General features: G+C 58.0%; 13 protein-coding genes. 9 read left to right on the forward strand and 4 right to left on the reverse strand.

Annotated elements, in window-relative coordinates:
• The first annotated feature begins 225 nt into the window (after positions 1-225).
• The 9 genes from MKZ87_RS23160 (at position 226) to aceA (ending at position 9,084) form a co-directional block, all read left to right on the forward strand.
• Entirely contained in the window at positions 226-891 is a 666-nt protein-coding gene (locus MKZ87_RS23160) for a hypothetical protein (RefSeq protein ID WP_085703233.1), read from the forward strand.
• A 78-nt stretch (positions 892-969) separates the two neighbouring features.
• Positions 970-1,416, forward strand: a complete 447-nt coding sequence (locus MKZ87_RS23165) for an NUDIX hydrolase (RefSeq protein WP_085699131.1) — start codon at positions 970-972, stop codon at positions 1,414-1,416.
• Between the two features lie 59 nt (positions 1,417-1,475).
• Positions 1,476-2,600 carry a tRNA 2-thiouridine(34) synthase MnmA gene (gene mnmA / locus MKZ87_RS23170; protein ID WP_085699129.1) on the forward strand — a complete coding sequence of 375 codons (1,125 nt, stop codon included), beginning with the start codon at positions 1,476-1,478 and terminating at the stop codon, positions 2,598-2,600.
• Positions 2,597-3,220 carry a high frequency lysogenization protein HflD gene (gene hflD / locus MKZ87_RS23175; protein ID WP_266202028.1) on the forward strand — a complete coding sequence of 208 codons (624 nt, stop codon included), beginning with the start codon at positions 2,597-2,599 and terminating at the stop codon, positions 3,218-3,220. The genes mnmA and hflD overlap by 4 nt, the downstream gene beginning before the upstream one ends.
• A 127-nt stretch (positions 3,221-3,347) precedes the next feature.
• Entirely contained in the window at positions 3,348-4,718 is a 1,371-nt protein-coding gene (gene purB / locus MKZ87_RS23180; RefSeq protein ID WP_266202029.1) for an adenylosuccinate lyase, read from the forward strand.
• Between the two features lie 86 nt (positions 4,719-4,804).
• Complete coding sequence (locus MKZ87_RS23185; RefSeq protein WP_085699125.1) at positions 4,805-5,980, forward strand: cupin domain-containing protein; 1,176 nt, start codon at positions 4,805-4,807, stop codon at positions 5,978-5,980.
• Complete coding sequence (locus MKZ87_RS23190; protein ID WP_007951452.1) at positions 5,973-6,398, forward strand: GNAT family N-acetyltransferase; 426 nt, start codon at positions 5,973-5,975, stop codon at positions 6,396-6,398. The genes MKZ87_RS23185 and MKZ87_RS23190 overlap by 8 nt, the downstream gene beginning before the upstream one ends.
• Positions 6,399-6,530: 132 nt before the next feature.
• On the forward strand, positions 6,531-7,283 hold the full coding sequence (locus MKZ87_RS23195) for a secretin N-terminal domain-containing protein (RefSeq protein ID WP_007951453.1): 753 nt from the start codon (positions 6,531-6,533) through the stop codon (positions 7,281-7,283).
• A 475-nt stretch (positions 7,284-7,758) separates the two neighbouring features.
• Complete coding sequence (gene aceA, locus MKZ87_RS23200; protein WP_266202030.1) at positions 7,759-9,084, forward strand: isocitrate lyase; 1,326 nt, start codon at positions 7,759-7,761, stop codon at positions 9,082-9,084.
• A gap of 136 nt (positions 9,085-9,220) precedes the next feature.
• Here the strand turns inward: aceA and MKZ87_RS23205 are convergent, their stop codons facing one another.
• The 4 genes from MKZ87_RS23205 to MKZ87_RS23220 form a co-directional block, all read right to left on the reverse strand.
• Positions 9,221-10,375: an MFS transporter gene (locus MKZ87_RS23205; protein WP_227232934.1), complete on the reverse strand. Its 1,155-nt coding sequence runs from the start codon at positions 10,373-10,375 to the stop codon at positions 9,221-9,223.
• Between the two features lie 46 nt (positions 10,376-10,421).
• Positions 10,422-11,501, reverse strand: coding sequence for a pyridoxal phosphate-dependent aminotransferase (locus MKZ87_RS23210; protein ID WP_266202031.1), 1,080 nt, complete (start codon positions 11,499-11,501; stop codon positions 10,422-10,424).
• A gap of 62 nt (positions 11,502-11,563) precedes the next feature.
• On the reverse strand, positions 11,564-12,307 hold the full coding sequence (locus tag MKZ87_RS23215; RefSeq protein WP_266202032.1) for a class II aldolase/adducin family protein: 744 nt from the start codon (positions 12,305-12,307) through the stop codon (positions 11,564-11,566).
• Positions 12,300-13,277: an NAD(P)-dependent oxidoreductase gene (locus tag MKZ87_RS23220; RefSeq protein ID WP_266202033.1), complete on the reverse strand. Its 978-nt coding sequence runs from the start codon at positions 13,275-13,277 to the stop codon at positions 12,300-12,302. The genes MKZ87_RS23215 and MKZ87_RS23220 overlap by 8 nt, the downstream gene beginning before the upstream one ends.
• Positions 13,278-13,316: the final 39 nt, after the last annotated feature.

Here is a 13,316-nt window from a genome sequence, read left to right on the forward strand (position 1 = left end):
AAGCCACTAATCTCAGAACACTCGAAATAAAATATCTGCCACCTCACTCACGCTCCCGACAACACAAAACACCGAAATAGCCGGCCGGCCATTACTCCGGAATCAATAATAAAAAACGAGCGAGTCGAATCAACACCTTGCATCCCCGATGCAGACATCCGAGCCCAACAAAAACTTTGAGAGACAACTTTTTCAGATACCTTTAAACCTCGCAAGGAGATAAAAATGAAACCGTCGAGCCTACTCACCAGCTTTGCATTGGCCGCACTTATATCTTCAGCATCTGCCGACACTCTCTCATGGAATGACCCGGCAATCAGTGATGGACCATGCACTGACCCTCCCGCCCTCCAGGTCCCTATGCAACTCTTCAACACTCTGAAAGGCCTGCCACAAGGTTTCAGAGTTTATTTACCTTTTGGAAATCAGGCGTATTACCGCTGGATCCATCAAAAAATAAATGGTGGTATGGCTGCGACAGACGAATCCCAGATTCTGGCAACCAAACCCCGAGTGACTTTCCCGGACTTGCTGGCACCCATATTTTGGGCAGTGGGAAAAGTTGATGTCTACGATCACAACCCCGTCGATAAATGGTATTACGTACAAGCCATCCCCAAGAATCTCATCGCCACAGACTTAAGTGTCAACATTGTCAATCCAAGCCCAGGATCTGCGCCTTATGGATTTGGAGGCACGAACATTCCATCTCGGTATATTTGGGCGGACCCCTACGCACTTGTCGAGTGGCACTGCTTTGCGGGCAACGTTCAAGTCTTTAATGTAATTTCATTAATACCCGCACTTACGAACGAACAGATTTCAAAAATCTCGACTTTCCTGGAAAGTTATGGCTTTCAATCAAAAAACTTTATGAGCATGCCTTATTAAGCAGACCTGCATGAATCGGTTGAGGACTACGACGCCTTGTTGTTTACTTGCGCCCCTCCCCCCGAGCAAGAGCAGTCCATGAACTGGCAACCCCACATCACCGTCGCTACCATCGTCGAGGACAACGGTCGTTTCCTGATGGTCGAGGAACACAAGGCCGGGCGTAACGTGCTCAATCAGCCGGCTGGCCATCTGGATCCGGACGAAACCCTGATCGAAGCCGCCGTGCGCGAAACCCTCGAAGAAACCGGCTGGGACGTCGAACCCACCGCCGTGATCGGCATTTATCTGTACACCGCACCGAGCAACGGCGTGACTTACCAACGCGTGTGCTTCAGCGCCAAAGCCGTCAAGCACCACCCGGATTATCAACTGGACGACGGCATCGTCGGCGCCAAGTGGCTGACCCGCGACGAATTATTGGCCCAGCGCGATAACTGGCGCAGCGAGCTGATCATCCGTTGCATCGATGATTATCTGGCCGGCAATCGCTTCGGCCTCGAACTGATCCGCCCTTCCCTTTAGCCTTGAGGGCGTGAGCCTGATAGAATCGCGTCCTTTTTCAAGACACTCATTGAATCCCTATGCGTGATCCAGCCCCTTCTGACACATCCAAGAAGCGCGTCATTGTCGGCATGTCCGGTGGCGTGGACTCTTCCGTTTCCGCTCTCCTGCTGATCGAGCAGGGCTATGAAGTGGAAGGCCTGTTCATGAAGAACTGGGAAGAAGACGACGGAACGGAATACTGCACCGCCATGGACGACCTGGCGGATGCACAGGCCGTGTGCGACAAGATCGGTATCAAGCTGCACACCGCCAACTTCGCCGCCGAGTACTGGGACAACGTGTTCGAGCACTTCCTGGCCGAATACAAGGCCGGCCGCACGCCGAACCCGGACATCCTGTGCAACCGCGAGATCAAGTTCAAGGCGTTTCTCGACTACGCCATGATGCTCGGCGCGGACCTGATCGCCACCGGTCACTACGTGCGCCGCCGCGACATCGATGGCCGCACCGAACTGCTCAAGGGCCTGGATCCGAACAAGGATCAGAGCTACTTCCTGCACGCCGTCGGCGGTGAACAGATCGCCAAGACCCTGTTCCCGGTCGGCGAGCTGGAAAAACCGGAAGTCCGTGCCATTGCCGAGAAATACGAGCTGGCGACCGCCAAGAAGAAGGATTCCACCGGGATCTGCTTCATCGGCGAGCGCCGTTTCAGCGATTTCCTCAAGCAATACCTGCCGGCACAGCCGGGCGAGATCAAGACCACCGAAGGCGAAGTCATCGGCCGTCACCACGGCTTGATGTATCACACCATCGGCCAGCGCCAAGGCCTGGGCATCGGCGGACTGAAAGACGCTGGCGACGAGCCGTGGTACGTGCTGCGCAAGGATCTGGACACCAACGAGCTGATCGTCGGCCAGGGCAACAACCATCCGTGGCTGTTCTCCAGTGCCCTGCTCGCTTCGGAAATCTATTGGGTCAACCCGATCGATCTGAGCCAGCCGTTGCGACTGACTGCCAAGGTCCGTTATCGCCAGAGCGATCAGGCCTGCACCCTGGAAAAAACCGCAACCGGTTATCGCGCCGTGTTCGATGAGCCGCAGCGCGCGGTCACGCCGGGCCAGTCGGTGGTGTTCTATGACGGAGAAATCTGCCTCGGTGGCGGCGTGATCGAAGTTGCCGAGCCGTGGAGCGGCCTGGCATGAGCCCGACTCAGGAGCAACTGACGGCGCTGGGCGGCGTGTTTCTCGCCGCCGTGCTGGTGGACCGGATCGCCAAGACCGGCCAGACCAACGAGGCCGGCCTGAGCTGCATGCTCGGCAGTCTGCTGGTTCGCGACCCGAAAGACACCCTGGATGTGTACGGCGGCGACGATATCAACCTGCGCGAAGGTTACCGCGCGCTGATCGGCGCCCTCGAGCGCGATCCGAGCACCTTGCAGCGCGAACCGCTGCGCTACGCGTTGTCGATGCTTGGCCTCGAGCGACAGCTGGCCAAACGCGACGACATGCTCGATGTGATCGGCAAGCGTTTGCCGCAGATCCAGTCGCAGGTCGAGCATTTCGGCCCGGCCCACGAAAACGTGATCGCGGCCTGCGGCGCGCTGTATCAGGACACCCTGAGCACGTTGCGCCAACGCATTCAGGTGCACGGCGACATGCGCAATCTGCAGCAGCCGAGCAATGCCTCGAAGATCCGCGCCCTGTTGCTCGCCGGCATTCGCTCGGCACGCCTGTGGCGTCAGCTCGGCGGTCATCGCTGGCAGTTGGTCGTGAGTCGGCGCAAGTTGCTCAAAGAGCTGTATCCGTTGATGCACAGCGAGTAAATCGCCGCGCAATAAAAGCCTTGTAGTCTGTAACGCGTAATACGCCGGTCAGTTGGCGACGGACCGGCGGATTTTTTCATGTATGATACGCGCCCCATTTCGTTGCCCGACTGTCCGAGAACACCCCATGCAGCTCTCTTCGCTCACTGCGGTTTCCCCTGTTGACGGCCGCTACGCCGGCAAAACCCAGGCCCTGCGCCCGATTTTCAGCGAGTACGGTCTGATCCGTGCCCGCGTTCTGGTTGAAGTGCGCTGGCTCCAGCGCCTGGCCGCTCACGCCGGCATCCCGGAAGTGCCAGCCTTCTCCGCCGAAGCCAACGCCGTTCTGAATGAACTGGCCGAGAACTTCTCTCTCGAGCACGCCGAGCGCGTCAAAGAGATCGAGCGCACCACCAACCACGACGTAAAAGCGATCGAATACCTGCTAAAAGAGCAGGCGGCCAAGCTGCCGGAGCTGGCCAAGGTCAGCGAGTTCATCCACTTTGCCTGCACCAGCGAGGACATCAACAACCTGTCCCACGCCCTGATGTTGCGCGAAGGCCGTGACGACGTGATGCTGCCGCTGATGCGCCAGACTGCCAACGCCATCCGCGAACTGGCCCTGCGTTTCGCCGACGTGCCAATGTTGTCGCGCACCCACGGCCAGCCGGCTTCGCCGACCACTCTGGGCAAAGAGCTGGCGAACGTGGTTTATCGTCTCGAGCGGCAGATCGCGCAGGTCGCTGCCGTTCCGCTGCTGGGCAAGATCAACGGCGCTGTCGGCAACTACAACGCTCACCTGTCGGCCTATCCGCAGATCGACTGGGAAGCCAACGCCCGCGCCTTCATCGAAGACGAGCTGGGTCTGGCCTTCAACCCGTACACCACACAGATCGAGCCGCACGACTACATCGCCGAGCTGTTCGACGCCATTGCGCGCTTCAACACCATCCTGATCGACTTTGACCGTGATATCTGGGGCTACATCTCCCTGGGTTACTTCAAGCAGCGCACCATCGCCGGTGAAATCGGCTCGTCGACCATGCCGCACAAGGTCAACCCGATCGACTTCGAAAACTCCGAAGGCAACCTGGGCATCGCCAACGCGCTGTTCCAGCATCTGGCGAGCAAACTGCCAATCTCCCGCTGGCAGCGCGACCTGACCGACTCCACCGTGCTGCGCAACCTCGGTGTCGGCTTCGCCCACAGCGTGATCGCGTACGAAGCAAGCCTCAAAGGCATCAGCAAGCTTGAACTGAACGCTGACAAGATTGCTGCCGACCTGGACGCTTGCTGGGAAGTCCTGGCCGAGCCGATCCAGACCGTGATGCGTCGCTACAACATCGAAAACCCGTACGAGAAGCTGAAAGAACTGACTCGCGGCAAGGGCATCAGCCCTGAAGCCCTGCAGACTTTCATCGACGGCCTGGACATGCCGACCGAAGCGAAAGCCGAGCTCAAGCAACTGACCCCGGCCAACTACATCGGCAACGCTGTAGCGCAAGCCAAACGCATCTGATCGACTGCTTGACCCGTTTGAGACGCCCGGCCGCGCCGGGCGTTTTTATTCCCGTCTGAAAAATGCTTTTTTTCAATAGGTTACATATGAATCCCGATATTCCTCTTCAACTTCTGGGTGGTCTTACGGCGCGCGAATTCATGCGCGATTACTGGCAGAAAAAACCACTGCTGATCCGCCAGGCGATCCCTGATTTCGAAAGCCCGATCGACGCCGACGAACTCGCCGGCCTGGCCCTGGAAGAAGAAGTCGAATCGCGCCTGGTGATCGAGCACGGCGAGCGACCTTGGGAACTGCGTCGCGGCCCGTTCGCCGAAGACGAATTCAGCAAGCTGCCGGAGCGCGACTGGACCCTGCTGGTGCAAGCGGTCGATCAGTTCGTGCCGGAAGTCAGCGAGCTGCTGGAAAACTTCCGCTTCCTGCCAAGCTGGCGCGTCGACGACGTGATGATCAGCTTCGCCGCCCCGGGTGGCAGCGTCGGCCCGCATTTCGACAACTACGACGTGTTCCTGCTGCAAGGCCACGGCAAGCGCAACTGGAAAATCGGCCAGATGTGCGATTCGGAAAGCCCGCTGCTGCAACACGCAGACCTGCGCATCCTCGCCGAATTCCACGAGACCGAAGAGTGGGTCCTGGAACCGGGCGACATGCTCTACCTGCCGCCGCGCCTGGCTCACTGCGGCGTTGCCGTCGATGACTGCATGACCTACTCGGTCGGCTTCCGTGCACCAAGCGCCGCTGAAGTACTGACCCACTTCACCGACTTCCTCAGCCAGTTCCTGACTGACGAAGAGCGCTACACCGACGCCGACGCCAAACCGGTCAGCGACGATCCACATCAGATCCAGCACGATGCCCTCGATCGCCTGAAAGCGCTGCTCGCCGAGCACATGAGCGACGAACGCCTGTTGCTGACCTGGTTCGGCCAGTACATGACCGAGCCGCGCTATCCAGAGCTGGTGGTAGGCCCGGAAGAAGTCGAGGAAGAAGACCTTCTCGGTGCGCTCGAAGACGGCGCCATCCTGATCCGCAACCCGAGCGCGCGCCTGGCGTGGTCGGACGTCGATGACGATCTGCTGCTGTTCGCCAGCGGCCAGAGCCGATACCTGCCGGGCAAGCTGCGTGAATTGCTGAAGCTGATTTGCTCCGCCGACGCCCTGCACACCGACAACCTTGGTGAGTGGCTGAGCGACGAAGACGGTCGCGGCCTGCTGTGCGAACTGGTCAAACAGGGCAGTCTGGGGTTCGCCGACGATGAATAAGATTCGCGTACGTGTTGCAGACTGGCAAAAGGACAACGCCGAGATCCGCCGCATTCGCGAAACGGTGTTCATTGCCGAACAATCGGTTCCACCCGAGCTTGAGTGGGACGCCGATGACGCCACGGCGGTGCATTTCCTGGCTTTCGAAGGCGACTTTCCGATCGGCACCGCCCGCCTTTTGCCCGACGGGCATGTTGGCCGGGTTTCGGTACTGAAGGACTGGCGCGGGCTGAAGGTCGGCGATGCGCTGATGCAAGCGGTGATTGCCGAAGCGGAAGCGCGTGGCTTGAAGCAGCAGATGCTCAGCGCGCAGGTGCAGGCCACGGCGTTCTATGAGCGCCTGGGTTTCAACCTGGTCAGCGAGGAATTCCTCGAAGCCGGGATTCCGCATGTCGACATGGTTCGCCATTCGGCATAACGCTTGATGAGCACCACAAAACGCCCCGCCATCGACCGATGCCGGGGCGTTTTGCTGTCTACGATTCAACTTGCCCCACCCCGGGCCGACAAACTGGCAATATCAAGCCTTTCGAAAGCGGAGATAACGGACATGTCCCTACGCACCCTGCTCACCACCCTGCTGCTCGGCTGCAGTTTTTCGGTGATGGCAGCCACAGAAATCGTTCCCCTCAAGTACCACACCAGTGCCGACATGCTGCCAGTCGCTCAGGACTTCATCGGTAAGGACGGCCAGGTCAGCGCCTACGGCAACCAACTGATCGTCAAGGCCGAGCCCGGCAAAATCGAAGAGCTCAAGGATTTGCTCTCGCAGCTCGACACCGCACCCAAGCGCCTGCTGATCACGGTCGATACCAACGAAAACAACGGGCGTGGCGACGAAGGCTATTCGGTCAACGGCGCGCAGACCCGCATCATCAGCCGCAGCACTGCCAGCCGAGACGGCGGAATTCAGCAGATTCAAGCCAGCGAAGGTGCGCCGGCGCTGATTCAGGTCGGCCAGAGCGTACCGATCACCAGCAGCCAGACCAACTCGTACGGCGATTACAGCAGCCAGACCCAATATCGCAACGTCACACAGGGGTTTTACGTTACCGCCAGCGTCACTGGCGAAACCGTTCATCTGGCAATCAGTACCAACCGTGACCGCATGAGCCAGGAACGTCCCGATGTAGTGAACGTGCAAAGCACCGACACAACCGTCACCGGACGACTGGGCGAATGGATCACCCTTGCCGGCGTGAATCGCCAGACTCAAGCCGACAAACAAGGTCTGGCCCGCAGCTACTCGACTCAAGGCCGGGATGACATGACCTTGCGGGTGAAAGTCGACACACTGGACTAAAGCACCAAAAACTGACTGATTAGTCGTATTAGACGAAAGATGTAGTGCTTTAAAAAAAGCACTACAAAATGTTTGACGAGCCAAAAAAGCGAAGGCATGATGGCCTCGCTCCCGCTAATCAGAGGCCCTGGCAAGGGCCTTCGAAGCGCTGCTCGCAACCATCCCCGCGAGCCGTTTCGTGTCTGTACCGCCCACAAGGTGTGTTTGACGAGGTTGCCGACTGGAACGAAGTTGTCCCGAGGGACGGAAGCGTAATTAGGTAACCCGGCTTTACACTGTAGTTCGCATAAAGGCCCACGACACCCGAATGCGCCCACCAGTTGCCTTTACCTGCTCACTTCCCCTCGAGCCCATCGTTCATCCCGTCGCCTGCCCCGCCGAACCCGACCTGACCACCTAAGCTTCTGGTCAGCGAGCGCAAGGAATTTTCCACCGCAGAACAACTTTTCATAAAGACGCGACGAGGTTTATCTCCATGGCACTGACACGCGAACAGCAAATTGCAGCCCTTGAAAAAGACTGGGCTGAAAACCCGCGCTGGAAAGGCGTGACTCGCAATTACTCCGCTGCTGACGTCGTCCGTCTGCGTGGCTCGGTTCAACCAGAGCACACCTTTGCAAAAATGGGCGCCGAAAAACTGTGGAACCTGGTCACCCAGGGTGCCAAGCCGTCCTTCCGCCCAGAGAAAGATTTCGTCAACTGCATGGGCGCCCTGACCGGCGGCCAGGCTGTTCAACAGGTGAAAGCCGGTATCCAGGCGATCTACCTGTCGGGCTGGCAAGTCGCTGCGGACAACAACTCCGCCGAATCGATGTACCCGGACCAGTCGCTGTACCCGGTGGACTCGGTTCCAACCGTGGTCAAGCGCATCAACAACTCGTTCCGTCGTGCCGACCAGATTCAGTGGAAAGCCGGCAAGAACCCGGGCGACGAAGGCTACATCGACTACTTCGCGCCAATCGTGGCTGACGCCGAAGCCGGTTTCGGCGGCGTACTGAATGCCTACGAGCTGATGAAGAGCATGATCGAAGCAGGCGCCGCCGGCGTTCACTTCGAAGACCAACTGGCTTCCGTGAAGAAATGCGGCCACATGGGCGGCAAGGTTCTGGTTCCAACCCAGGAAGCCGTGCAGAAGCTGACCGCCGCTCGTCTGGCTGCCGACGTGGCCGGTGTACCGACCATCATCCTGGCCCGCACCGATGCCAACGCTGCCGACCTGCTGACTTCCGACTGCGACCCGTACGACCAGCCGTTCGTGACTGGCACCCGTACCCAGGAAGGTTTCTACAAGGTTCGCGCAGGTCTGGACCAGGCAATCGCCCGTGGCCTGGCCTACGCACCGTACGCCGACCTGATCTGGTGCGAAACCGCCAAGCCAGACCTGGAAGAAGCCCGTCGCTTCGCCGAAGCGATCAAAAAGGAATACCCGGACCAGATCCTGTCGTACAACTGCTCGCCTTCCTTCAACTGGAAGAAAAACCTGGACGACGCGACCATCGCCAAGTTCCAGCGCGAACTGTCCGTCATGGGTTACAAGCACCAGTTCATCACCCTGGCCGGCATTCACAACATGTGGCACAGCATGTTCAACCTGGCGCACGACTACGCCCGCAACGACATGACTGCCTACGTGAAGCTGCAAGAGCAGGAATTCGCTGACGCCGCCAAGGGTTACACCTTCGTGGCTCACCAGCAGGAAGTGGGCACCGGCTACTTCGACGACATGACCACCGTGATCCAGGGCGGCACGTCCTCGGTGACTGCGCTGACCGGTTCGACCGAAGAAGAACAGTTCCACTGATCGACTTCACCGAGTAAACGGCCTTTGCGGACCGTTTAGAAAGCTAACCGCATTGCCGAAAGACTAACGCCCCGACTGGTTCGGGGCGTTTTTTTTACTCGCGCTTTCACCATTACTGCCATTTACACAGGCCATTTCAGACTGCAGTCGCATAGCGGCTCTTTCTGGTAGCAAGTAAAAGACAAGCGCTTCCGAACAAAATGCCCACCAGCCCGTAGACACTCCAGCTCAACTGGAAACCGATCCCGGCGATCAAAGAGGCGCCGATGCCCACAGAAACCATCCTCGCCAACGCCAGCACTACAGGAATTATCGAAAACAGACTGGCCTGGGTTTGCAACGTGGTTTTCTGCGCAATCAACGCAGTGATGTAGGTAACACCGAGAATCTCACCCAGCGTCCAGAGGAAAACAAACGAGAGGATCAGTGCGGTTTGCTCGAAAAAGGCATAGGCTCCAAATCCGATACCGTAAAAAACCGCCGCCAGGGACAAATTGGTCAGCGCCCCGAAACGCGACGTCAATGCAATCAGAGGCTGCGTCACCACGACCACCAGCAATGCATTGACGATACCTACCGCACCAAACAGCCCGGCGGCCTTCCCCACCGTCACCTGATCAAGCCATAGAGGCAGCTGATACTCGCGCTGGGCATCCAGCACCGACAACGCAAAAAACATGGCGCCTGCCACGATCACGATCCTTGGCACATCGGCCAGTGCGCGAATGGAAGCACTTCTGGTTTCAGTTAAAACATTCTGACGCTCCGGCAACACCAGAAACACACTCGCCAACAGGCACAACACACTGGCAACCATCGCAAACAGCACCAGATAGTGACTGTCGAGACCGAGCAAGTACCCACCCATCACAAATAGCAGCGCTCCCCCCAGATTGCTGGCCAGGTGCAGATAACCAAAGGAGGCGATGCGATTGCTGTCGTCCGCGGCCAGGGACGTAAGCACACTGAATACCGGCGTGATCAGGCCTGCGCACAGCATGAACAACAGCACCATCGCAATTGATGCGATCGTTGAACTGAATACGGCAGCGAACAACAAAAACAGTGATGAACAGGACGACGTACAGATCAAAAGTGCCCGGAAGGTAAAACGACCGATCAGCGCTCCACCCAACAGATTACCCAGCAGATAAAATGCCGACATCAGCGTGATCACCCAGGCCACCGCCGCGCTGTCGAGCTCGTAATGCCGCTGGAAAAACAATGCCGCAAAAGGCCCCAATGCGTTGGCCATGACGAACAGCAAGCGCAGCGCAATGATATTGCGCATCCCTGCCGCCAGACCGATCCTTTTCAGCCATCTCCTCATATGAGCATCACCGCGATGCTCCGCCAGTGCGCAGCTTTGGTCTTCCGGCAATCCAGCGTTCTATTTTCACATCGCTCAAACAGGCCGCGCCGCCGCTCCCGCGCAATATCGCCATCAGCAATAGTTTGAGATCCGACGATGAAGGGACAGCCACCCGCAGTAAATTGTCGAGCAGGCCAAAACTGTGCGGGTATTGCGAGCAGTTGCTTACGCGGATATTGGCCTGAGCGAAAGCGCTGGCCAGACGACCGTCGTGCTCATCCTGCAGCAGCAGAAAGTTCGTGTCGCTCTCATAGACGACGATCGCGTTGGCCCGACAGACTTCGATTATTTCAGTCTTGATCTGCGCAAGATGATCGTGCGCCTGCTGCAAGACTTTCTGATTCTGCAAACAGAACAGCCCGGCTTTCACCGCTACATGGTTCACATCCCATGGGCCGCGCACTTTCATCAGTTCACGTATGGATTCCGGTCGCGTGACCACATACCCCAGGCGCAACCCGGCAAGACCGAAGTACTTGGAAAACGAACGAATCACAAACAACTGCCTGACCGCACTGAATGCATCCAGACAAGATTGTTGCAAATACTCGAAATAACATTCGTCCACGATCATCGGTTTGTCTTGCCTGACACAAGCCTCGACGAACACCTGCAATTGCTCTGGATCGATGCGAACACCCAGTGGATTGTTGGGGTTGCACAGGATCAGCCCTTGGCTGGTTTGCAGGGACTGGAGTACCGCCTCGGTGGACAGCACGAATTTTTCGGCCTGTTTTTCAAACCCCACGATCACGGGAGCCACACCGTTTACGTCGAGCATCTGGTAATAAAAGGAAAAAACCGGAGAAGGCACCACCACCCGATCCCCTGGCGAAAACAGTAACCGAATCACCAGATCGATGGCCTGATCCGCGCCATTGGTCAGCAGCAAACGGTCGGTGGAGACCTTGCAGTACTGTGCGAGCTGGTTAAGGAGCGGCCGGTAATTGGGATAGGCGAACAGATCCTGGGGCTTCAATTCGTTGGCGATGAACCCTGCCAGAAACCTTTGTAAAAACTGGTTTTCGTTCAAATCCAGCAACACCGATGAAAGATCGCGCTCCGGCGCCTTCCATAATCCGGAACATGAGATGTGAGGGTGAAACTTCATTTGCGCATCCCTCCATAGATCACCTGCTCGCCAAGCGCATACATCTGCCTGACCTCTTCGTGACTGGCATACACCACCGATTTCCCCGTGGCGGCCGATAGAAACTGGCTGGTAATCAAGCGGCTGATTTCGGCAGTGAATGCCACGGCGCGATGAAACGCCTCCGACAGGTCGCGGCCAAAACAGGTAATGCCATGACCGGGCATGACAATGCAGTTGGTGTCACCCGCGCAGCGGCCAATGGCACTGACATCCAGCTCGATATTCACACCTTCGCCGAGAATGCACGGTGGTTTGCCCATGACCAATGCCGTGTCGTTCGACACGTATTTCATCTCACGCCACTGCGAGACAGCGAAGAAGGAAATGACTTCATTGGGATGCAGATGCACCGTCGCATTGACATCGGCGCGACAGTGCATGATTTCCCGATGCATCCGGTGCCCCTGGCTGGGCCGGAAACAACCGTGCAAAAGCTCATCGGATTGCATGTCCAGCACCGACAAATGCTCAAGCCCGCACTCTTCCAGAGAGATGCCGCGGTGTTTGGTGTAGATCACGTCGCGTTGCCAGTACTGAGAGCGGCTGCGTACAGCGATATTGCCCAGCGTATTGACCAGTAGTTGTCGCGCCGCCAGCCGCTGACCGTATTGAACAATGCTGTTGCCGATCGCCATGTCGAACCAAGGTGGCAACCCGGCTCGGGACGATTCAAATCCCGCACGTTTCAATTCAGGCATATCCGTCTGCCTCCCGCGATACACAATCGGAATTGACCACAGTTTCGACTGTTTTCCCCTGTAACAGAGCCAGCAGGGTTTCCAGGGCATTGGCTTTGAGTTGGGCCAGAGAGCGCTCGCTGTAAAAAGCGGCATGCGGCGTTAATAACACCCGCTCATGCTCGATCAAGGCCTGGAGAGGAGCAGGCTCTTCCTGCACGACATCCAGCAGAGCCATGGACACGCCCCCTGCCTGCAAGGCCCGAAGCAGCGCATCGGTGTCGACGATGCCACCTCGCGCGGTATTGACTAAGGTCGCACCGTGCTTCATCCGTGAAAATGCCGCGTCGTTCATAAGATGTGCAGTGTCCGGGGTAAGCGGCAGATGCAGCGACAGAATATCGGCCGTTTCGAGCAGTGAATCCAGCGTCACGCCCGTGGCAATGCCTTCGGCACAGCGCTCGACCCCGGGGTCGTAAAAACAGATGCGGTAACCCAGGGCCGCCGCCCTGCGGGCCAACGCTCGCCCTGTTGCACCATAACCCACGACTCCCAGAACGGTGTCTGCACAGGGTCTCACTTCACCGGTATGGGCTCGCCAGTTCCAGCCTCCCTGGCGGGTGTGTCCCGCGTAGTCGAACAGCTTGCGCTGGGCAAAAAGGATCAATGCCAAGGCGTGCTCGGCAACTTCCTCCACCCCTACAGAACCGATGTTGGCGCACACAATGCCTCGCGCGCTCAACGCCTCGACGTCCACATCATCAAGGCCGATCGTGGCCTTAACCAATGCGCGGCAACGATGCATTCTGGCGATCAGCGGCGCGTCGATGACCACCGAATGAAACGCGATGATGCCGTCGGCTTTGGCCAGTTGTTCATCCGAGGGCCGGAACGTCACCTCCACGCCGTAGTGTCGATACTCCGACCCCGGGCCATATTCCCCGGGGTCGACGTAGTTCACTCGCTGCGAATCGATCATCAAAATATTCATGGGCATCCTTTTCCTTCCTGCGTCGTTGGCACTGCTGAT

Origin of the sequence: Pseudomonas sp. MCal1 (assembly GCF_026341415.1) — a bacterium.
In the GTDB taxonomy this organism is placed as follows: Bacteria; Pseudomonadota; Gammaproteobacteria; order Pseudomonadales; family Pseudomonadaceae; genus Aquipseudomonas.

Bases quoted from the DNA above. Each gene is read 5' to 3' on its own strand.
- mnmA (WP_085699129.1), top strand. From the start codon at position 1,476: ATGCGTGATCCAGCCCCTTCTGACACATCCAAGAAGCGCGTCATTGTC.
- aceA (WP_266202030.1), top strand. From the start codon at position 7,759: ATGGCACTGACACGCGAACAGCAAATTGCAGCCCTTGAAAAAGACTGG.
- purB (WP_266202029.1), top strand. From the start codon at position 3,348: ATGCAGCTCTCTTCGCTCACTGCGGTTTCCCCTGTTGACGGCCGCTAC.
- MKZ87_RS23190 (WP_007951452.1), top strand. From the start codon at position 5,973: ATGAATAAGATTCGCGTACGTGTTGCAGACTGGCAAAAGGACAACGCC.
- MKZ87_RS23205 (WP_227232934.1), bottom strand. From the start codon at position 10,375: ATGCGCAATATCATTGCGCTGCGCTTGCTGTTCGTCATGGCCAACGCA.
- MKZ87_RS23160 (WP_085703233.1), top strand. From the start codon at position 226: ATGAAACCGTCGAGCCTACTCACCAGCTTTGCATTGGCCGCACTTATA.
- hflD (WP_266202028.1), top strand. From the start codon at position 2,597: ATGAGCCCGACTCAGGAGCAACTGACGGCGCTGGGCGGCGTGTTTCTC.
- MKZ87_RS23195 (WP_007951453.1), top strand. From the start codon at position 6,531: ATGTCCCTACGCACCCTGCTCACCACCCTGCTGCTCGGCTGCAGTTTT.
- MKZ87_RS23165 (WP_085699131.1), top strand. From the start codon at position 970: ATGAACTGGCAACCCCACATCACCGTCGCTACCATCGTCGAGGACAAC.
- MKZ87_RS23185 (WP_085699125.1), top strand. From the start codon at position 4,805: ATGAATCCCGATATTCCTCTTCAACTTCTGGGTGGTCTTACGGCGCGC.
- MKZ87_RS23215 (WP_266202032.1), bottom strand. From the start codon at position 12,307: ATGCCTGAATTGAAACGTGCGGGATTTGAATCGTCCCGAGCCGGGTTG.
- MKZ87_RS23220 (WP_266202033.1), bottom strand. From the start codon at position 13,277: ATGAATATTTTGATGATCGATTCGCAGCGAGTGAACTACGTCGACCCC.